This window comes from Kaistella soli (assembly GCF_019038595.1).
Taxonomy (GTDB): Bacteria; Bacteroidota; Bacteroidia; order Flavobacteriales; family Weeksellaceae; genus Kaistella; species Kaistella soli.
Genome location: NZ_JAHOPF010000007.1, coordinates 87,954 through 109,886, shown reverse-complemented (window position 1 = coordinate 109,886; position 21,933 = coordinate 87,954). Strand labels below are relative to the sequence as shown.

Genomic DNA, 21,933 nt, shown 5'->3' with positions numbered 1-21,933 from the left:
AATTCAAAGCAAATTCTTTTGTTAAAAAATTCTTAATTCTACTGAAAATCATTATATTTGCCGACTATAATTTTAATGTTGTAAACTATTAACAATGCAAGGAAAAGGACTTATTACGCTGGTTGCGGTTATTCTGGGACTTATTTGTCTTAACGAATTGTTACCAACTTGGTATGCTGGTAAAATTGAAAAGCAGGCTACTGAGATTGCCGGAAACAATCCGGAGAAGTATCAGAAAGAAATGGCCAGACTTTCTAAAGACACCCTGAATCTAGGTTTTACAAAACTTTATTATTCCAGAGCGAAAGAGAAGGAAATGAAACTGGGTCTGGATTTGAAAGGAGGGATCAATGTACTTCTTGAAATCAACCAGAGAGATTTGGTCAACGATTTAACCAACTATTCAGCTAATCCAATACTTTTGGAAGCACTGAACAGAACAGATGCGGCGCAGAAAAATTCTACGAAGACCTATATCGAGAACTTCTTTTTACAGTTCGATTTGGTGAACAAAGAAAAAAACACCAACCTTAAACTTGCAGATCCGGAAATCTTCGGAAATACCAATCTGTCAGAAATTAAATATAACTCATCCGACGATGAGGTTAAAAATATTATCAGAAGAAAGATCAGCGCTGCTGAAGGATCTGCTTATGAAGTAATCAGAACCCGTATCGATAAGATGGGTGTTACTCAGCCGAACGTTCAGCGTGTACCGGGAACAGGAAGAATTTCTGTGGAAATGCCGGGTATCAAAGATATCGACAGAGTAAAGAAAATGCTTCAGACTTCTGCAAAACTCCAGTTCTGGGAAGTGCAGCAGGTACAGGAAATTTATCCTTATTTAGAACAGCTTAATGCGGTAATCGCAGCAAACGGCGATTCTATCGGAGTTGGCAAGAACACCAATCTTGTGAATTTAATGCAGCTGAATTCATTGAGATCAAACGGGGTAGGAAACGTAAAACTTTCTGATACCGCTGTTGTGAATAAAGTTCTGAATTCAGAAATTGCTAAAAAAATACGTCCGGCAAATATTAAATATACCCAGTTTATGTGGGGTTACAAGCCGGAAGCAACAGACCAAAACAGTTTGGTACTGTATGCAGTAAGAGGAAATATCACTCAAAAAGCTCCTGTTGACGGTGCTGTAGAGTCTGCAAGAGTAAACTATGACGAACTTGGAAGAGTAGTTGTAGACATGCAGATGGATTCTAAAGGATCGAAAGACTGGAAAACCCTAACGGGGAAAAACGTCAACAAACCGGTTGCTGTTACCCTTGATAATGTTGTGTATACTGCACCAAACGTAGTGAATGAAATTCCTAACGGAAGAACACAGATTTCCGGAAACTTCTCTCAACAGGAAGCTCAGGATTTGGTTGATGTTTTAGGAGCAGGTAAACTTCCGGCAAGTGCTAAAATCGTTCAGGCAGACGTTGTAGGACCATCTCTCGGAGCTGAGTCGATAAATGCAGGGATGCTTTCCTTCGGTATCGCATTTTTGGTGATTATTGCCTATATCATTTTCTATTACGGTGGAGCCGGTATTTATGCGGTAATTGCGATGATCATCAACCTATTCTACATTTTCGGAATCATGGATTCGGTGGATGCAACACTTACCCTTCCGGGTATTGCGGGTATCGTACTTTCCATGGCAATGGCGGTGGATACGAACGTAATTATTTATGAAAGAACCAAAGAAGAGCTCTTCGCCGGTAAAAATATTCTTGAGGCTTATAAAGACGGTTTCAAACATGCACTTTCTGCAATTGTTGACGGTCACTTAACTACCATTCTTACGGCGGTAGTATTGTATATCTTCGGAACAGGACCTATTCAGGGCTTTGCCGTAACATTGATTATCGGTATCCTGATGACTTTCTTTACTTCGGTACTGCTTTCAAGAGTGATGATTTTCTCAAGGCTGAACAAAGGAAAAGGACTTTCAGTATGGACGCCGCCTACCAAAAATCTTTTCAGAAATATCTGGATTGATTTTATCGGCAAAAGAAAATATGCTTATGTGATTTCTGCAGTTCTTACCGTTGCGAGTATCCTGTCTATTTCTTATCATGGCTTTAAATATGGTATTGATTTTACAGGAGGTAGAAACTATGTGGTAAGATTCGAAAAACCAGTTGATCAGACTGCAGTAGAGGAAAGCTTAGTGAAAATTTTCAAAACCGAAGACAACAAAAACTCTTCTGTTGAGGCAAAAACTTTCGGAAGCAATAATCAGCTGAAAATTTCTACCGATTACCTTATCGATGATGAGTCATTAAAAGCTGACCAAACCATCGAGCAGAAATTATATGAAGGTTTGAAACCAAATCTTCCTGCAAACATGACTTTACAGGAATTTAAATCTGCAGACAAAGATCACGCAGGGATCGTATCTTCTACCAAGGTAGGCCCTACCGTTGCTGATGATATCAAAACCGGCGGGACGTTTGCTGTTATCGCAGCTTTAGGCGGAATCTTCCTTTATATCCTGTTAAGATTCCGAAAATGGCAGTTCTCTTTAGGTGCTGTTGTAGGTCTTGCGCACGATGCGATTATTATTCTGGGAACTTATTCACTTCTTCACAAATACATGCCGTTCAATCTGGAGATCAATCAGGATTTCATTGCAGCGATACTTACCGTTCTGGGGTACTCGATCAATGATACCGTAATTATCTTTGACAGAATCCGGGAGTATCTGAGAGAGAAAAAAGCCCTTACTTTGGCGGGATTATTTGATGATTCCATTTCCAGTACTTTGGGTAGAACATTCAATACGTCGTTTACCACGATTCTTGTAATTCTTGCCATCTTCATTTTTGGTGGTGATAACCTGCGAGGATTTATGTTTACGCTGCTTATCGGTATTGGTTTCGGTACGTATTCCTCCATCTTCATCGCGTCGGCAATTGCTTACGATTTCCTGAAAGGTAAAGGGAAGGAAGAGGAAGTTCACGGAAGATCAACTACAGACAAAGAAGTTGTTGAAAAGCCTAAAAAGGCATAATCAGCATTCATTAATATAAAATGTCCTTCGAAAGAGGGACATTTTTTTTTGATAAAAATTTTGAGCTGATGTTTATACAAAAACTATCTTTGCATTCGCAATGAAGAAAAATCAAAAATCCGCGGCCATCGGTTTCATTTTTATTACGCTGCTCATCGATATTACTGGATGGGGAATCGTAATACCTGTGGTACCGAAGCTTATCCAGGAACTTATCCATAATCCCGATCTCAGTGTCGCCTCTCAATACGGAGGCTGGCTGAGTTTTGTGTACGCCGCGATGCAGTTTGTATTTGCATCCGTTTTGGGAGGTTTAAGCGACCGGTTCGGAAGGCGGCCGATTATTCTTTTTTCCCTGTTGGGATTTTCCGTTAATTTTATGATTCAGGCGCTTGCACCTACCATTTTCTGGCTGTTTGTCGGAAGAATATTTTCCGGAGTTACCGGCGCGAGTATTACAACGGCGAGTGCTTATATTGCTGATATTTCGACGGATGAAGACCGTTCGAAAAATTTCGGAATGATCGGAGCAGCTTTCGGCTTAGGCTTTATTATCGGTCCGGTGATTGGCGGAGTTTTGGGGCAATACGGAGCGAGGATTCCTTTTTATGCAGCTTCCGTTCTTTGTCTGATTAATTTCCTTTATGGCTGGTTTATTCTGCCGGAAAGTCTTGATAAAGAGCACCGCCGGAAATTCAACTGGAGGAGAGCGAATCCTGTTGGTTCTCTCATGCAGCTCAGAAAATATCCGCAGATTTTAGGACTGATTGCTGCGCTGATCTTCGTTTATATCGCAGGTCATGCTGTACAAACCAACTGGACTTTCTTTACCATGTATAAATTTGGATGGACCGAAACTTTAGTCGGTATTTCCCTTGGCGTTTCAGGGTTTATGGCGGCTTTGGTTCAGGGATATTTAATCCGTTTAATCCAGCCGAAACTAGGTAATGAGAAAAGTATTTTTTACGGGCTTTCGCTGTATGCGGTTGGAATGGTTTTATTTGCGTTTGCGAGTGAAAGCTGGATGATGTTTGCGTTTTTAGTGCCTTACGGTTTGGGCGGAATTGCCGGTCCGGCTTTACAGTCGGTGATTTCCTCGCAGGTTCCGAAAAATGAACAGGGAGAATTACAGGGGGCATTGGCAAGTCTGGTGAGTTTGACCGCCATTGTGGGACCGCCTTTAATGACCAATATTTTTTATTATTTCACGCACGATGCGGCACCGTTTAAATTTCCGGGCGCACCGTTTTTTCTTGGATTTTTATTGATGGCCATCAGTGCGGTAATTGTATATTTTGTTTTCAGGAAAAAAGAAATCCATTAAGTTTCAGACTTTGAGTAAATTAAATTTTTAAAAATGAAAATCTCTTTCATAAACTTTTGTAATTTTACCCCATGGAATTAAGTATAGGAGAAATGCTTTTGATTGCGGTGGCAATCGTCGTTTTATTCGGTCCTGATAAACTGCCTCAAATCGCACGCGATCTGGGTCAGGGTGTCCGCAAAATGCGCGGCGCCATGGAGGACGTGAAATCTGAGATCCTGAAAGAAACCGATAATCCGGTTTCCGAAATAAAAAGAGAAATTGATAAGGTGAAGCAGGCAGCTAAGGATTATAATCCTATGAGCGACCTTGAAAATAAAGAAGCGCTTGCTGAAAGAGAAACCCCAAAAGTAAATCTCGCAGAAAACGACGAACATCAGGGACCTGTAAGCCGATAACATGCAGGAAATCATTCAGGACGATAAGCAGCTTTTTCTGTACCTCAATAATTTAGGTAGTCAGCCTTTTGACCAGTTCTGGATCATGATTTCGGGAACATGGATCTGGGTTCCGCTTTATATTATTTTTCTTTATCTGCTTTATAAAAATTACCAGCTCAGAAATCTGGTTTTTATCCTGATTTTTATTGCGTTGGGAGTAACGGTTTCAGATCAGCTGGCCGGAATCTTCAAAACCGGAATCGCAAGGTTGAGGCCCTGTCATGATCCTGCACTAGACCATTTAATGAGAAAAGTACAGTGTGGCGGCCAGTTTGGGTTTTATTCCAGTCATGCGTCCAATACTTTTTTCATCGCCACATTGATGAGCATACTGCTCCGAAAAACGCGTCCATTTCTTCCGTATTTATTATTCCTGTGGGCAGGACTGGTTTCCTACAGCCGGATCTACTTAGGAGTTCATTTTCCGATGGATATCTTAATGGGAGCGCTGATGGGTTTCTTCCTGGGCGGATTTTTTTCAATACTTTCCTTAAAGGTGATTTATAAAAGGGAACAAGCGGGTTCCTTAAAATAAAAGATTAAGAATCTCTTATTTCTGACTTGAGATGATGATCAGAAACGGAGAGATGAAACTTCTTTTTTCATCTTCCTGCTTCCGGACAAAAATATTATCTTTGCTTCTATGTCAGACAACAACGATAAAAGACTTTTCCTCATCGATGCTTATGCGATGATTTTCCGTGGGTATTATGCATTAATACGCAGTCCGCGGATGACGAGTGACGGAAAAGATACCTCTGCAATATTCGGATTTACCAATTCTTTAATCGAGCTTATCCGCCGGGAAAGACCCACGCATCTGGCGGTCGTTTTCGATGTCGGTCAGGCGAGTGTCCGTACTGTCGATTTCGCTGAATACAAGGCGAACCGAAGCGAAACTCCCGAAGCCATAAAGATTGCCATTCCGTATATCCACAGGATCCTGGAAGCGATGCATGTTCCGATTTTGGGGGTTGAAGGTTATGAGGCTGATGACGTCATCGGAACAATCGCCTGTAAAGCAGAAAAAGAAGGTTATACCACCTTTATGGTGACACCGGATAAAGATTTTGCGCAGTTGGTGACCGATAAAATTAAAATCTACAAACCGGGCTTAAAAGGTGCGGAGTTTGAAATCCTGGGTGTTGAGGAAGTGAAGGCAAAATACGAAATTGAAGATCCCAAACAGGTGATCGATTTCCTTGCGATGATGGGTGATTCCGTTGATAATATTCCAGGACTGGACGGTGTTGGAGAGAAAACCGCGAAGAAATTTCTGAAAGAATACGGAAGTATTGAAAACCTGCTCGCGAATACCCACGAAATTAAGGGCAAACTGCGCGAAAAAGTGGAGGCGAGCGCTGAACGCGGGATTTTATCCAAAAAATTAGCGACCATCATCTGTGATTCTCCTATTGAGTTTCATCAGGAACAGTACGATCTGGAAACTCCGGATTTTGAAAAAGTAAGAATTGTTTTTGAGGAAATCGAATTCCGCAGACTTTACGAAAACCTGTACCGTGCTTTTGCACCGGCAATTCCCGCAGCTCCTGGCATAATTCCCGATGAAAAGGCGGAACCAGCTGTCCCGTTAGGGAATCTGGGAGCCGCAGCCAGACAGCTTGACCTGTTTGCGAGTTATGAAGACCTCGATCAGGCCACCACGACCAAGTCGAATATTGTAGAGAACGATCATCTTTACCAGTATATCGATTCTCCCAAAGCGCAGAAAATATTGGTTCAGAATCTACTGACGCAGCAGGCCGTCAGTTTCGATACAGAAACGACCACGCTTAACGAAATGGATGCGGAATTGATTGGGATGAGTTTTTCCTATAAAAAGGGATTGGCGTACTATATTCCGCTTCCCGAAAACAGGGAAGAAGTTTTGGCGACACTTGAAATCTTCAGGCCGTTTTTTGAGAAGAAGGAAATTCTTAAAATTGCCCATAATTTAAAATTCGATTATAAAGTTCTGAAACAATACGGCATACAAATCGAAGGAGCGGTTTTCGATACCATGATCGCACATTATCTCCTGAATCCTGACGGAAGACACGGCATGGATTATTTGGCGGAAATGTACCTGCATTACAAACCTGTGTCCATCGAAACCTTAGTAGGCAAAGGAAAAAATCAGGGAACTCTGCGTTCAGTTTCTTTGGAAGAGCAGACCAATTATGCCGCCGAAGATGCTGATATTACCCTGCAGCTCTATCATATTTTCGGGCCGCAGCTTGAAAAAGAAAATCTTCAGGATTTATTCTATAAAGTAGAAATGCCGCTGATGAAAGTTCTTGCAAAAATGGAACTTGAAGGTGTGTCGCTTGATAGAAACTGGCTCGAGCAGGAAAGTAAAGACCTGGAAAATGATCTGAGGGAACTCGAAAAAAATATTTTTGAACTGTCCGGCGAAGAATTTAATATGAATTCCCCGAAACAGCTTGGTGAAGTTTTATTTGAAAAAATGCAGCTTGATCCCAAAGCCAAGAAGACCAAAACAGGACAATATTCCACGTCCGAAGATGTTCTGCAGAAACTTTCCGGCAAGCACGAAATCATCAAACATATTCTCGAACACCGGACTTATCAGAAACTTAAATCCACTTATGTGGACGCGCTGCCTTTACAGATCGATAAAGACGATCACCGCGTTCATACCAATTTCTCACAGACGACAGCAGCAACAGGACGTCTCGCTTCTGTGAATCCGAATCTTCAGAATATCCCGATCCGTACCTTGCGCGGACAGCAGATCCGCGGTGCTTTTGTTGCGGGAGAAGGAAAGAAGATCATTTCTGCGGATTATTCACAGATCGAACTCAGGCTTATTGCCGAAATTTCCAATGAGGAAAATATGATTCTGGCATTCCAAAACGGTGAGGATATTCACGCTTCCACGGCTTCAAAACTTTTTAATGTTCCATTGGAGGAAGTGACCAAAACGCAGCGAAGCCAGGCGAAAACAGTGAATTTTGGAATTATTTACGGACAGGGCGCTTTTGCTCTGGCGGAACAGACCGGCCTTTCGCGAACCGAGGCAAAACATATGATCGAGGCTTATTTCGAAACCTATCCGCAGCTTAAAAAGTATATGGCTGAACAGGTAAAGAAAGCCCAGGATTTAGGTTACGTGGAAACAATTCTGCACCGTAAGCGCCATTTGAAAGACATCAATTCTGCCAATTTTGTAGTCAAAGCTCACGCGGAAAGAAACGCCGTAAACGCACCGATTCAGGGAAGCGCCGCCGATGTGATAAAACTCGCCATGATCAGGATTGACGAAAAACTGACAGAACAGAATTTACAAACCAAAATGCTGCTTCAGGTGCATGATGAACTTCTGTTTGAAGCTCCTGTTGATGAAGTGGAAACCGCAAAAAGTTTAATCAAAACCGAAATGGAGTCCGCATTTGAAACCAAAGTTCCCTTGCTGGTGGAAGTGGGTGTTGGTGATAACTGGCTGGAAGCACATTAAGTTTATCGCAAACCATTCACACATAAAACATTAAGTTATGAAAACAGTCATTTTTTACGAGAACAATCCTGAGGCAACGATGGAGCAGTTTATGGAGGTTTATCCTAAACATCAGGAAAACGAAGAAAGGTGCTTAAAAACCGGAAAGGTGATTGGGATCGGTCCTTTTTCGATTCCGGGAGAAGGCGCAATGGGAATTTTCGCCGACCTGGAATCTGCGGAAGACTTTGTGAAGAACGATCCTTTCGTACAGGAAGGTCTGGTTGCGAAAGTCACGTACAGACAGTGGCAGGATGAACTTCTGTAACTGATGAAGTTTCTGATTGTCATTCCTACCCACAACGAGGAAAAAAACATTCTTTTCTGCCTGGAATCTCTGAAAAACCAAACCTTCAGAGATTATGAGATCGTGGTTGTCAATGACGGTTCAACGGACAAAACACAGGAAGTAGTTTCAGCGTTTATTTCGGATCCAATGATTCGCGATAAATTTTCAATACTAAATCTGGAAAAATCCGAACATGAACCCGGCGCAAAAGTCGTCAGAACCTTTAATAAAGGTTTGGAAACAGCAGATTTGTCCAGATTTGATATCATCTGTAAGTTCGATGCAGATATTGTTTTCCCTGAAAATTATCTCAAAAAAGTTAATGCGATTTATGAGGAAAACCCAAAAGCGGGAATGGTCTCAGGAGTTGTAAAGATCAAAAAATCGGTTTTCGAAAAGAAATTAGCTTTCGACTTTAAAGACGAAAAACGCCACTGGATTTTTGAAAATATTTCCTCTAAAAATCATGTCCGCGGACCGATAAAGTCATACCGGAAGCAATGCTTTGAGGACATGACCGGTTTGAGGCCGGTTCTCGGCTGGGACAATATTGACGTAATGCTCGCAAAAAAATACGGTTGGGAAGTTGCTACCATAAAAGATTTATGGGTAAAACATCTGAGGCCGACGGCCTATAAATACAAAAATCAAAAGGCTGAAAAACTGGGAGAATATTTTTACAACATCGGTTTGAGTTTGCCTTTAACTGTGGTTTCTTCAGCAAAATCTGCTTTAAAAAACAAATCTGTTTCTGAGTTTTTCATCACCCTGAAATCGTTTTTGAAACAAAACGGGAAAAGGAAATTATCCGATGAAGAAATTAAATTTATCCGGAATCTGAGGTGGAATCAGATGTTTAAAAAAAATAACATGATTTAATCGGTATACGTGTAGGGACAGGTCGCGACCTGTCTGTCTGAATGTTTTTAAAAATATTATTTCAATGGAATCAAAACAGCTGAAAATGGAAGGCCGTAAAAGAAATAGAAAGCAAGGATTTGATTATGCGCAAGATGCAATTTATTTTATCACCATTTGCACGAAAGACCGGCTTCACCATTTTGGAAAAATTGTACAAGGTAAAATGATTGAAAGTGCGGCCGGAAGTATTATAGCAGACCAGATTCGATGGCTCGAACAGCAATATCCTTACTTTGAATTACATACTTTTGTCGTGATGCCCAATCATGTTCACCTTTTATTTCGAATTGACCGGGAAAAAATAAAAAACGAAAGGATCAAAATCAAGTCGGTTTCTTCTTTAATTGGCGCATTAAAAACCACGACTTCGAAACAGATTCATCTTTTGGGAAATACATCTTTTATGTGGCAGCGTTCGTTTCACGATCATATTGTGAGGACTGACGAGAAATATCGAAGAATTGATCAATATATAACTAATAATCCCGTACAGTGGGATAAAGATAAATTTTATGAATAGAAATAAATTTTTTAATCTGTGGCTTTTGGACAAGTCGCGACTTGTCCCTACGTTGTTGCTTTTGTTTTTTTCGATGGCGACGTTTGCACAAAAAAACGCCGATCTTATCATTACGAACGCAAAAATTTATACCGTTAACCAAAAATTCGATATTGCAGAATCGATGGCAGTCTCCAACGGAAAAATTCTTGCGGTAGGAAAGAGCAAGGATATTTTAAAGAAATTTAAATCCAAAAATATTCAGAATCTTGACGGTAAAGCTGTTTATCCGGGATTCATCGATGCGCACTGCCATTTCACAGGTTACGCCACGGACAAATGGAAGTGCGAACTGTGGGGAACAAAATCCTGGGAAGAAATCATTCAGAGGATGACGGAATATTCCAAAACGGCTCCGATGGAATGGCTGTACGGAAGAAGCTGGGACCAGAATGACTGGCCAGTAAAGGAATTTCCGAATAAAGCAAAACTGGATGAACTTTTCCCGAACCGTCCTGTGTATTTAAAAAGAGTTGACGGTCACGCGGCAGTCGCCAATCAAAAAGCGCTGGATATCGCAGGCATTACGGTGAATACTAAAATCGCTGGCGGTGAAATTGAGGTTGAAAACGGAAAGCTTACCGGAATTCTGATTGATAACGCGATGACGCTCGTGGAAAAATATATTCCGGAAATCAGCGATGATATGGCGATACAGTATTTCACCGAATTGCAGAAAGAATGTTTTTCTTACGGATTAACATCGCTTCACGACTGCGGAATTTCGACCCATACTTTCTCACTTCTCGAAAAAATGCAGAATCAGGATTTGCTGAAAATGAAGGTTTTTACGCTGCTTTCTGATGAACCCAGCACTTATGAAGAATGGATCAAGAAAGGAAGATTCACGAAAGGAAATATCACTTTTGGAGGATATAAAGTTTATTCTGACGGAGCTTTAGGAAGCCGCGGCGCGTGTCTGCTTCACGATTATTCAGATAAAAAAGGCTGGAAAGGTTTTCTTCTCAGCGACAAGCAACATTTTGAAAATTTAGCCAAAAGACTTAAAAACAGCGATCTTCAGATGTGTACGCACGCGATCGGAGATTCTGCGAACCGGACGATTCTTAAAATTTATGGGGATGTTTTAGGCGTAAAAAATGACAGAAGATGGCGGATTGAACACGCACAGATTGTTGACAAAAATGATTTTAATCTGTTCGGAAAATATTCAGTCATTCCATCGGTGCAGCCTACACATGCGACTTCTGATATGTATTGGGCGGAAGAAAGATTAGGAAAAGAGCGGCTTAAATATTCTTACGCTTACGAAGATTTATTGAGACAGAACGGATGGCTTCCTTTAGGAACGGATTTTCCGGTGGAGGAAATTAATCCGATCAAAACCTTTTACGCCGCGGTGGCGAGAAAAGACGCCAAACATTTTCCGGTCAACGGTTTTCAGAAAGAAAATGCTTTAACGAGAGAACAGGCGCTGCGCGGAATGACCATCTGGGCGGCAAAAGCTGCTTTTCAGGAAAAGGAGTTTGGAAGTCTTGAAGTCGGAAAATCTGCGGATTTTGTGGTTTTAAATCAGGATTTAATGCGAATTAAAGAGGATCAAGTATTGGAAACGAAAGTTTTAAATACGTATTCAAGCGGAAAGGAAGTATACTCTAAATAATTTATTTCTGAAGATTTTTTTCCTGTTCTAAATGGTCTCTTTTTTTAAAGAGAAGAATATATTCTTTCAGCAGTGCGAAAACCGAATTGTAAGAACTGTATTTTCTGAATAGGTATTTACTGATTCCGAAAACATTGATAAAGCCCGAAATCAGACTTTGAGATTGGGATAAATTGGGATTGAGAAAGATGGTCAGCAATTTTATTTTAGCCAGTTTAACTGCTTTTTCGGTGGTCATTTTCTGACTGCGGTCGTGAAGAACTTTGGTGTCTTTAACAATCGCAATACCCAAATTATGGTATTTTGCTCTTTCGCAATAATTCCTGTCCTCGCCGTAATGTCTGAAATTTGGATTAAATATTCCAACTTTTTTAAGGCATTCTTTCGTCACCAACCAGGCTGCAGCATTGCAAAAACCGGTGCTGTAGAAATCTCCTCTGTCTTCAGAAAGGTTAATATACTGCTGAAAATTGGCATCGATGTTTTTTCCTGTACCGTCAAACTGGATTGGAGCAATGATACCCATTTCCGGATGTTTCTGTGCAAAATTTACGAGTTTAGACAAAACGTTTTCTTCTAAATAAACATCCTGGTTGATAAGGAAAAAATAATCATAATTCGAATTCTCCAGTTTTTTTAATGCGACATTATTGGCAAAACCAAAACCGGCATTAATATCCAGTTTTTCTAAGTGGAGAGGGAAATTTTTCACCAGATTTAAAGTTCGGTCGGTTGAAGAATTATCAATGACAAATAGATCTGAGCGATAGGTTGAGTGCACCACGGAAGCCAAACATCTTTCGATCCATTTTTCGCCATTGTAGGTAACAATAATTGTTGCTGTTTTTTTCATCCCGGTTGCAAAAATAAAGTAAATTTGGATTCGAAAAAAAAATAAAGGATGGTTTGTAAAATCTGTCACTCGGATCATAGCGGCAAAACCTTTTCAGTAAATGATAAAATGTTTGCAGGAAAGGAAAAATTCAGATATTTTGAATGTTCAGATTGCGGAACGCTGCAGATTGCAGAAATTCCGGAAGATATGTCGCTTTACTATCCTGAAAATTATTACAGTTTAAAATCTGATCTGAAGTTTAAAGATCAACTGATTCAGAAGATCAGAGATTATATTTTCTACTATAATTTTTCCGCATTTTTAGCCCGAAAGTTATCTGTAAAGATCCCAAATCTGGCGTTGGAAGCTTTTCTGAAGTTAAAGCCTGCAAAGTCATTCAGGGTTTTAGATGTTGGTTGCGGCGAAGGCAAATTCCTGAAAAGCATTTATGGTTTGGGATTCTATAATATTGTGGGCATTGATCCTTTTGCTCTCCAGAGTACAGAATGCCCATTTCCTATCTATAAAAAGGCTATATCGCAAATTGACGGACAGTTTGATGTGATTACTTTTAATCACGTTTTTGAGCATGTAGAAGATGTTCACTTAACCTTAAAAAAATGTCATGAGATTTTACATGAAAATGGCAGGTTAATCATCCGTGTTCCTGTAAAAGATTCGGCGGCTTACGAAGAATATGGGGAAAACTGGGTGCAGTGGGATGCTCCGAGGCATTTCCAGATCCTTACAAAAAAAGCTTTTGAAATTCTGAGTACGGAGAATGGATTTAAGATTGAAAACTATTATAACGACAGCTATAAACTTCAGTTTACCGGAAGCGAAAAGTATAAACGCGGATTAACTTACCAAACCTCAAACGCGGTTTTCACAAAAGAAGAAATAAAAGAATACAACAGAAAATCCCACGAGCTGAACAAAGCAGGAAAGGGCGATCAGGTTGTGGTGGTGATGAAAAAGATTTAGATCTGCTTATTTAAATTTAAATATGCTTCCCAGAAATTTTCTGTTAACATAGTCTTCCAGCGGGAAAATTTTCAAAAAATGATTTCCGATGAAAAATAAGAACAGAACAACAGACGGTTTGTAAATCAAATTAACGAAACTGCTTTTAAAATCGGGTAAAATGACGGCAACAGTAATGCCTAAAGTTCCGATGATTAAAGCATAAATCATCTCAATTGTCAAAGGAAAAACATCAAATTTGACGTAATTGAAAACAATCTTGGCGATGTTGAAAAGGGTTAGCGAAATCGCAGTTGCGATGGCTACACCGAAAAGTTCGAGATCAGTGTTTTTCAGGAAATAGATATTCAGAACCACCGTCGTTACGGCCAGAAAGAGCATTACCACAATATTGAAACGGTAATATTTCGAAAGGGAAATTATATGTCCGTTAAATCCGGTCGCCAAATCGAAAAGCATCGCAAACCCCAATACCCAGATTACAGGTTCCGACTGTCGCAGGAGTTCGCCGTTCCTGATGAAATGGGTGAGGTAAGGAAAACCAACCAACACACAGGAAAGCAAAACCAAGCCCAGGAAAAACAAAATTAGGGAGGATTTTTTATGCAATCTGTCCAACTCCTCATGGTCATTTTCAGCCAGGTGGCGGTTAATAATTGGGGCAGAAATGCTGTATAATCCCATCGCTGGAACGGTAATCAACGAGATGATAGAGTAGAGCGTGTTGTAAACTCCGTTGGGTTCGAAACCCAGAAATTCGCCGATCATCACACTGTCAATCCTTACTGCGATGAAATTCCCGATGTTGCCGAGAAATCCGTAAAAACTGTAATTCAGCACTTCTTTCCAAAGATTGTCCTTCTTGACATAATCCGTCGAAAAGTCAGGCTTTATTTTTTCAAGACGGTTGGTGTAATAAATATATCCGAAAAGTCCTAAAATGAATATTCCGATAAAGAAAAGATAGGCTGCTTTTTCAGGAAAGCCGATAAAAAAGAAAAGACAAAAAGCACCGAGATTTGCTATTTTCGGCAGTAAATTTTCAAAGATATTTGGAACTACTATCCTTTTGAAATTCGAAAGGTATTTATTAAAAACCGCGCTGAAGGCAAGTACGAGAATCAAAGGTAAAATGAGGCGCTTCATCTGCCACATTTCTGTTTCCTGAAGTTTCGGGAAAATCAGATTGACCATAAAATAACCGACCAGGAAAATGATAAAATTAATCAGAACTCCGAGCAGAGAAAGCGACAGGAAATTCTGGTGCTTCCCGTCTACATGGGTTTTGGTGAAAAATTTAACATTTGAAAAAGACAGCCCGAAAACGACAACCGGCAAAAGCATTTCGGCGGTAGGAAGTACATACCTAAGTTTTCCGTAGAAAACCATATCGTGAGGAAAAACAAAAATCGCCGAGAAAGTTCCGAGAAGAAATCCCAGATATCCAATAAGTGAATATTTAAAACCCTGTCTTGCTACCACGCTCATAGTTTCATGGTTTTCAGGGATTTAATAAAAATAATGGGTTCGATATTTTGTTTCGTATTTTTCAAAAATTCCGTTTTATATGAGAGTATTCTTTCACTGAGGGGAAACAAAGATAGAAAAATATGTTAAATTACTGTTAAATTCGCGCCGGATCGTAGATTGGTTTTTTCTAAAAAGGGTTATTACTTACCTTTAACATTCAAATAATTTTATGAAAAAAATCTTCATCCTCGCCGGGTTATCGTTACTTGCTTCTTGCAGCTCCCTTCAAAATTCAAGCAAAAAGCCTTTCACCTGGGACGGCGCCAATATGTATTTTCTGCTGACCGACAGGTTCGCCAATGGCGATCTAACTAACGACGTGAACTTTGGACGTACGGAAAAGGCTGCTGTGCTGAGGGGTTTTGAAGGCGGCGATTTGCGCGGAATCATTCAAAAACTGGATAACAATTATTTTTCCGATTTAGGAATCAATGCGATCTGGATGACTCCGGTGGTGGAGCAGATTCACGGCGCAACCGATGAAGGAACGGGCAAAACCTATGGTTTTCACGGGTATTGGACCAAAGACTGGACCAATCTCGATCCGAATTTCGGGACCAGAGCGGATTTAAAAGAACTTGTAGAAAAAGCTCACGCCAAAGGCATAAGAATTGTGCTTGATGCGGTAATTAATCATACCGGTCCCGTTACGCCTGCTGATCCTGTTTATCCCAATTCCTGGGTGAGAACTTCGCCTCAGTGTAAATACACGAATTTCGAAAATACCACGGCCTGTACTTTGGTAGCCAATCTTCCGGATGTTTTAACAGAATCCGACCTTCCCGCAGAACTCCCGCAAATGTTGGCGGATAAGTGGAAAAAAGAGGGTAGATATGACGCGGAAATGAAATCATTAAATGCCTTTTTTGCAAGAACAGGCTATCCCAGAGCACCCAAATATTATATCATGAAATGGCTTGCCGATTATGTGGAAGAACTGGGAATAGACGGTTACCGTGTTGATACCGTGAAACATACCAATGAAGACGTGTGGAAAGATTTCCAGAAAGTATGCCAGGATGCTTTCGATGTCTATAAAAGGAACAATCCGTCAAAAGTACTGGACAATAATATGTTTTTTACTGTTGGCGAGGTGTATGGTTACGGAATTTCCCAAAAACAGGATTATAATTTCGGTGATAAAAAGGTAAATTATTATCAGAACGGTTTCAACTCTTTGATTAATTTTGATTTTAAAGGTGATGCCAATAAATCTTATGAAGACCTGTTTTCGAACTATTCTAAAATCCTTCATTCAGATCTGAACGGAAAAACGGTGATGAATTATCTTACTTCTCACGATGACGGCTGGCCTTTCGATAAAGACCGTAAAAAAACATATGAAGCCGGTACAAAATTATTGCTCGCGCCGGGAATTTCACAGGTTTATTACGGTGATGAGACCGCAAGGGATTTAACTATTGAAGGTGCGGAAGGCGACGCTACCCTGCGGAGTACTATGAACTGGAATGATGTTCAGAATAATGCAGAAACTAAAAAACTGTTAGCACATTACCAGAAACTTGGAAAATTCCGTGCGGATCACCCGGCGGTGGGAGCGGGAGTTCATCAAATGATTTCGTCCTCGCCGTACTGGTTCTCGAGAATTTATACCAAGGATGGCTTTTCAGATAAAGTGATCGTAGGAGTAGATTTGCCGAAAGGAACAAAAACGGTTTCGGTGAATGGAGTTTTCAATGAGAACGACCGAATCAGAGACGCCTATTCCGGAGTTTCCATGCTGGTCAAAGATGGAAAAATTTCCTTTGAGTCTAATCACGATATTGTACTGTTAGAAAAAGTAAAATGAAAAAAATAATCATTGCTGCTGCATTGTTTTTAGGGTTAAATGCTTTTGCACAAAAAGTTCCGGAGATTTTAAAAACTGGGTTTTCGCAGGAAGCACTGGCTCAGAAAATTGTTTCAGCTTCCGGGAAAAAAGTTCAGATCAAAGATGTTCTGGAAAAACATAAAGGGAAAATCGTAATCGTTGATTTTTGGGCGAGCTGGTGCAGAGACTGTATTCTGGCTTTGCCTTCCACTAAGGAGCTGAAGGAGAAAAACCCTGAAATTGACTTTGTTTATTTTTCGCTTGACCGCTCCAGTGAACAGTGGAAAAGAGGTCTTGAGAAGTACGGTATTTCCGAAAACGAAAATTACTGGTTTGATGAGGGGTGGAAAAATAATTTCAACAATTATATCGATCTGAACTGGGTTCCAAGGTTTATGGTCATTGATCAGAAAGGTGACATCGCGAATTATTATTCCATCAGTCCCAATGATCCGGAAATTCAAAAAGCAATCAACTCGCTGAAGAATTAGGTCAGTTCCGGGATTCAATTAGATAAACGGGGCGCTTAAAAAATCATTCAGCGGTTTGATCGACTGATAAATCTTTGCGAAATTTTTCGCCGCATCACTGTTCATCAAAGCTTCGTCTGAAATGGGGTGATTCACAATGAAATTTTTAAGTTTCAGATATTCCGCCATCGGATCTTCTTTGTCAAAACCTGTAGGCACTCTTTTCAGTTTACCCTCGACACTTAATCCGCGGAAATTATGGCGGAATTCCTTCTGTTCAAGAATTTTCAGAAAATCTTTTCCGTTCATTGAAATTTCTTTTCTGATTTCTTTTAAGACAGAAGGTTCCGGCTGATACACTCCGCCGGCTAAAAATGATTTTCCGGGTTCGATGTGAAGATAGTAGCCGGAAATTTTATTTCCTTTTCCCATTCCCAAACCCGCACCGAAATTGGTTTTATAAGGTGATTTGTCCTGTGAAAAACGGACGTCGCGGTAGATTCTGAAGACTGATTTTTTAGCGTCGGTCTTCAGTATTTCTCCGTCAAATTCTCCGATATTTTCAATTAAATTTTCAACAAAAGAGATGACGTTTTCCTGGGCGGAAATGTATTTTTCTTTGTGTTCTGCAAACCATTCGCGGTTATTGTTTTTGGTTAAGTTCCTCAGAAAATTTAGAGTGGTACTTTCAATTTTTACTGACATATTTCTTAGATTTTAAACCAAATTTAATGAAAAATCGCTGGAAAAAATATGAAGGTCTGTCCGTTAAGAGAAATTTAATAAAACAATACAAATTTTATCAATTCAAAAAAACGTATCTTTGCAAAATATTTAATATACTTAATGAATTTATTTACAGAAACCAACCTAAGTCCGGAAATTCTAAAGGCAGTTGGTGAACTCGGGTTTATAAGCCCAACAGAAATCCAAAAACAGACCATTCCTTTTATCTCAACAGATATACGCGACATGATCGCACTAGCGCAGACGGGGACGGGCAAAACAGCAGCATTTTCGCTTCCGATTTTGGATATGATTGACGAGGGTAGTCGCAAAATCCAATTTTTGGTGCTTTGTCCGACAAGAGAGCTGTGTCTTCAGATTACGAAAGACATTAAAAATTATTCGAAATACATGCCGAATATCAAAACCACAGCGGTTTATGGCGGCAGCAGTATTACAGATCAAATCAGATCACTTCGTGACAAACCGCAGATTATTGTGGGAACTCCGGGCCGTGTGATCGATTTAATTAACAGAAAAGCATTGGATTTCTCGGAAATTCAGTGGTTGGTTTTAGATGAAGCCGACGAAATGCTCTCAATGGGTTTCAAAGATGATTTGGAAACTATTTTAAGAGAAACTCCGGATACGAAACAAACCTATTTATTCTCGGCAACGATGAACAAAGAGGTGGAAAGAATTTCCAAGAATTATTTGACTTCTCCTCACCGTATTTCCGTAGGATCTATCAACGAGGTTAAGAAAAACATCAAGCACGAATATTATGTGGTAGGTTACCGTCATAAGAAAGAAGCTTTGAAAAGACTTATCGATGCTAACCCTAATCAGTATTCGATTCTTTTCTGCCGTACCCGTATGGAAACTCAGGAAGTTGCAGACTTTTTAATGCAGAACGGTTACGCGGCAGATGCACTTCACGGTGATTTGTCTCAGGCGCAGAGAGATACGGTAATGAAAAAATTCCGTCTCAAAAATATTGATATTCTGGTAGCGACAGACGTTGCTGCGAGAGGGTTGGACGTCAACTCACTGACTCACGTAATTCACTATTCATTACCTGATGATCCTGAAGTTTTTGTTCACCGAAGCGGAAGAACAGGCAGAGCAGGAAAAGACGGTGTTTCAATGGCGTTAATTAAACCAGAGGAAGCCAGAAAACTGAAGCAGATTAAATCTTCAACAAAAATTGATATTGTTGAAAAGAAAATCCCGACCGGAGAAGCGATTATCAAAGCTCAGGTAGGAGGTGTTTTCGAAAAATTATTTACTGAACATGAAGAATTCTTCACCTTTGATGATTCTTTAATTCCGGATTTATCAGAGTTTTCGAAAGAAGAACTGGTACATAAATTACTTCAGCTGCAGTTGAGAGATTTAGCGATGTTCTACAAGGACAAAAACGATTTAGCTGATCAGAAATTCAACAGTGATGACAGAGGAGAGCGTGGAGGAAGAGACCGCGACCGTGATCGTGGAAGAGACCGCGACCGTGGAAGAGACCGTGACAGAGGAGACAGAAGAGACAGCTTCAGAGATGGAGGCCGCGATGGCGGAAGAGAATCCAGAGACAGAAAGCCAAGAAAAAACAATGGCGATATGGTAAGATTTTTCTTTAACTTGGGAAAAAAAGACCAACTGAAGAAAATGGATATGCTGGAAATCATCAACAAATCTACGGCGAAATCTAAAAAACGTCCGGATATCGGTGAAATCGAAATCTTAGAGAAGTTTTCATTCTTTGAAGTGGAAAAATCATTTAAGGATGAAGTAATCAAAGGTTTACAGACCCAGAAATTTAAAGGAAAGGAAATGAGAGCCGAAGTGGCAAACTAATCCCAACCGTTTTATAATACTGAATCAGTCCCGTTAGTTTTTAACGGGACTGATTTTTTTTATTTGTTAGGGGAAAACTAATTGCCAATGTTAATAAAACTTAACATTAAAACGGAAAAGTTCATTCACTTTTTCGGAAATTTGCACCACTAATTATTAAATAAAAAAAAATGGGAATTGGTAATATTTTCAAAGCATTCCAGCCAAAAGATAAAGTGTTTTTTGTGTTGTTCGAAAAAGTAGCAGCCACACTTTGCGAAATGTCTAAAGAGTTTCACGAAGGCCTTCTGGATTTTGATATCAATGATGATACGATGCTTAAGAATATGAGCGATTATGAGCACAAAATGGATGATTTAACTCACGAAATTTTTGTTCAGTTAGGTGAAAACTTCATTACTCCTTTCGACAGAGAAGATATCAATCATTTGGCGAGCGGTCTTGATGATATTGCGGATTTCATGTATGCATCTGCAAAATACATTTACCTTTACAAAACTCCTCTTGATCCTTCCTATACCGAGTTTTCTCTTTTAATCTACAAGTCATGTCTGGAAATTCAGACGGCAATGGCTAATCTGAAAGATTTTAAAAATCCTCAGGCAGTAAAAGAATCATGCATCAAGATCAACTCTTACGAAAATATTGCTGACGATGTATTAAGCCAGGCAACCGTAAAACTTTTTGAAACGAATGATGCCATTAACATCATCAAAATAAAATCAGTTCTTGAATATCTTGAAACAGTTACCGATAAGGCCGAAGATGTTGCCAATACCATGGACAGTATTGTGATTAAATACGCGTAGCCTCATCCGTTAAACTTAAAAATAAAGAATGGATTTACCAGTATTATTAATTATAATCATTGTATTAGCCTTAATATTTGATTATATCAACGGATTTCATGATGCCGCAAACTCTATTGCGACCATTGTTTCAACGAAAGTCTTAACGCCCTTTCAGGCCGTTCTCTGGGCAGCAGTCTGGAATTTTGCCGCTTTTTTCCTTGCAGCATATGTAATTGGAGAATTCAAAATCGGGAACACCATTGCGAAATCTGTAAATGAAGATTTTATTAACCTTGAGGTGATCTTTGCAGGTCTTATCGCTGCAATCGCCTGGAATTTACTGACCTGGTGGTTCGGAATTCCGTCCTCATCATCACATACTTTGATTGGTGGATTTCTGGGAGCGGCACTGATGTACGCTTTGGTTTCAGATTATCATGCGGTAGCTTTGGCACAGCCTGATCTGTCGGTGTTTGATAAGCTGATTATGGCCTTTAAGCAGCTCTTTACGCAGAATGTGGTGAAATATGATAAGGTAATTCCTATCATCCTCTTCATCTTCCTTGCCCCGGTTATCGGTTCCATTATTTCAATCATCATTACCCTGATCATCGTTAATATTGCCAAACGCACCAATCCACGGAAAGCGGACAATATTTTCAAGAAATTACAGTTGGTTTCGTCCGCACTTTTCAGTTTGGGACACGGTACCAATGACGCGCAGAAAGTAATGGGAATCATCGGTGCAGCGGTAATTTATTATCACGTTCAGATGCTTCACGATCCTGTATATATTGCAATGGACGGGTCGCACCAGTTCACTTATTTCGTGGAACATTACTGGTGGGTGCCTTTCACATCATTCCTGATGATTGCACTCGGAACAATGAGTGGCGGATGGAAAATCGTGAAAACAATGGGAACCCGTATTACTAAAGTAACTCCGCTGGAAGGCGTAAGTGCTGAAACTGCAGGTGCGATTACTTTGTTTATGACAGAACATTTCGGTATTCCGGTTTCCACAACGCATACCATCACCGGTGCTATTATCGGGGTAGGTTTAACGAAAAGAGTTTCCGCTGTAAGATGGGGAATCACGGTAAGCCTTCTTTGGGCATGGATCTTAACCATTCCAATCTCAGCTATTGTTGCAGGACTTACTTATTTAGTAGTTATTGCTGTAAAGTAGAAACTAAAATTAAATATGACAAAACCACTTCTC

General features: G+C 40.0%; 18 protein-coding genes. 15 read left to right on the top strand and 3 right to left on the bottom strand.

All coding sequences use genetic code 11. The features are described 5' to 3' along the window. The first annotated feature begins 94 nt into the window (after positions 1-94). The 9 genes from secD to KSK37_RS13215 all read left to right on the top strand — a co-directional run bounded on the left by secD (position 95) and on the right by KSK37_RS13215 (position 11,690). Positions 95-3,016 carry a protein translocase subunit SecD gene (gene secD, locus KSK37_RS13255; RefSeq protein WP_217202009.1) on the top strand — a complete coding sequence of 974 codons (2,922 nt, stop codon included), beginning with the start codon at positions 95-97 and terminating at the stop codon, positions 3,014-3,016. A 100-nt stretch (positions 3,017-3,116) separates the two neighbouring features. Beyond that, positions 3,117-4,340: a TCR/Tet family MFS transporter gene (locus KSK37_RS13250; protein ID WP_217202008.1), complete on the top strand. Its 1,224-nt coding sequence runs from the start codon at positions 3,117-3,119 to the stop codon at positions 4,338-4,340. 71 nt (positions 4,341-4,411) lie between these two features. Next, entirely contained in the window at positions 4,412-4,738 is a 327-nt protein-coding gene (locus KSK37_RS13245; protein ID WP_088360528.1) for a Sec-independent protein translocase subunit TatA/TatB, read from the top strand. A 1-nt stretch (position 4,739) separates the two neighbouring features. Further along, entirely contained in the window at positions 4,740-5,315 is a 576-nt protein-coding gene (locus tag KSK37_RS13240; RefSeq protein ID WP_217202007.1) for a phosphatase PAP2 family protein, read from the top strand. 108 nt (positions 5,316-5,423) lie between these two features. Then, positions 5,424-8,258 carry a DNA polymerase I gene (gene polA, locus KSK37_RS13235; RefSeq protein WP_217202006.1) on the top strand — a complete coding sequence of 945 codons (2,835 nt, stop codon included), beginning with the start codon at positions 5,424-5,426 and terminating at the stop codon, positions 8,256-8,258. 37 nt (positions 8,259-8,295) lie between these two features. Next, positions 8,296-8,565 carry a YciI family protein gene (locus tag KSK37_RS13230; RefSeq protein ID WP_088360525.1) on the top strand — a complete coding sequence of 90 codons (270 nt, stop codon included), beginning with the start codon at positions 8,296-8,298 and terminating at the stop codon, positions 8,563-8,565. Positions 8,566-8,568: 3 nt separating this feature from the next. Further along, positions 8,569-9,465: a glycosyltransferase family 2 protein gene (locus KSK37_RS13225; protein ID WP_217202005.1), complete on the top strand. Its 897-nt coding sequence runs from the start codon at positions 8,569-8,571 to the stop codon at positions 9,463-9,465. 64 nt (positions 9,466-9,529) lie between these two features. After that, entirely contained in the window at positions 9,530-10,027 is a 498-nt protein-coding gene (locus KSK37_RS13220) for a transposase (RefSeq protein WP_246566608.1), read from the top strand. Continuing rightward, entirely contained in the window at positions 10,020-11,690 is a 1,671-nt protein-coding gene (locus KSK37_RS13215) for an amidohydrolase (protein WP_246566605.1), read from the top strand. The genes KSK37_RS13220 and KSK37_RS13215 overlap by 8 nt, the downstream gene beginning before the upstream one ends. A gap of 1 nt (position 11,691) precedes the next feature. Here the strand turns inward: KSK37_RS13215 and KSK37_RS13210 are convergent, their stop codons facing one another. Next, entirely contained in the window at positions 11,692-12,543 is an 852-nt protein-coding gene (locus KSK37_RS13210; RefSeq protein ID WP_217202004.1) for a glycosyltransferase family 2 protein, read from the bottom strand. Between the two features lie 48 nt (positions 12,544-12,591). Between KSK37_RS13210 and KSK37_RS13205 the strand changes: the two genes are divergently transcribed. Next, the gene (locus KSK37_RS13205) at positions 12,592-13,509 is read left to right on the top strand and encodes a class I SAM-dependent methyltransferase (protein WP_217202003.1); all 918 of its coding nucleotides are present in this window, start codon (positions 12,592-12,594) and stop codon (positions 13,507-13,509) included. Positions 13,510-13,515: 6 nt separating this feature from the next. On the opposite strand, the gene KSK37_RS13200 is transcribed toward KSK37_RS13205, so the two are convergent. Beyond that, positions 13,516-14,997, bottom strand: a complete 1,482-nt coding sequence (locus tag KSK37_RS13200; protein ID WP_217202002.1) for a lipopolysaccharide biosynthesis protein — start codon at positions 14,995-14,997, stop codon at positions 13,516-13,518. A gap of 211 nt (positions 14,998-15,208) precedes the next feature. On the opposite strand from KSK37_RS13200, the gene KSK37_RS13195 reads away from it, so the two are divergent. Beyond that, positions 15,209-16,849 carry an alpha-amylase family glycosyl hydrolase gene (locus tag KSK37_RS13195; RefSeq protein WP_217202001.1) on the top strand — a complete coding sequence of 547 codons (1,641 nt, stop codon included), beginning with the start codon at positions 15,209-15,211 and terminating at the stop codon, positions 16,847-16,849. Further along, on the top strand, positions 16,846-17,361 hold the full coding sequence (locus KSK37_RS13190) for a TlpA family protein disulfide reductase (RefSeq protein WP_217202000.1): 516 nt from the start codon (positions 16,846-16,848) through the stop codon (positions 17,359-17,361). Before KSK37_RS13195 ends, KSK37_RS13190 begins: the two co-directional genes overlap by 4 nt. Positions 17,362-17,379: 18 nt before the next feature. Here KSK37_RS13190 and KSK37_RS13185 read toward each other — a convergent pair whose 3' ends face one another. Further along, the gene (locus tag KSK37_RS13185; protein ID WP_217201999.1) at positions 17,380-18,045 is read right to left on the bottom strand and encodes a DUF2461 domain-containing protein; all 666 of its coding nucleotides are present in this window, start codon (positions 18,043-18,045) and stop codon (positions 17,380-17,382) included. Positions 18,046-18,186: 141 nt separating this feature from the next. On the opposite strand from KSK37_RS13185, the gene KSK37_RS13180 reads away from it, so the two are divergent. The 3 genes from KSK37_RS13180 (at position 18,187) to KSK37_RS13170 (ending at position 21,900) form a co-directional block, all read left to right on the top strand. Next, positions 18,187-19,920: a DEAD/DEAH box helicase gene (locus KSK37_RS13180; RefSeq protein ID WP_217201998.1), complete on the top strand. Its 1,734-nt coding sequence runs from the start codon at positions 18,187-18,189 to the stop codon at positions 19,918-19,920. 170 nt (positions 19,921-20,090) lie between these two features. Further along, positions 20,091-20,729 carry a DUF47 domain-containing protein gene (locus tag KSK37_RS13175; protein WP_088360509.1) on the top strand — a complete coding sequence of 213 codons (639 nt, stop codon included), beginning with the start codon at positions 20,091-20,093 and terminating at the stop codon, positions 20,727-20,729. Positions 20,730-20,757: 28 nt separating this feature from the next. Then, positions 20,758-21,900, top strand: coding sequence for an inorganic phosphate transporter (locus tag KSK37_RS13170; protein ID WP_088360507.1), 1,143 nt, complete (start codon positions 20,758-20,760; stop codon positions 21,898-21,900). The last annotated feature ends 33 nt before the right edge of the window (positions 21,901-21,933 follow it).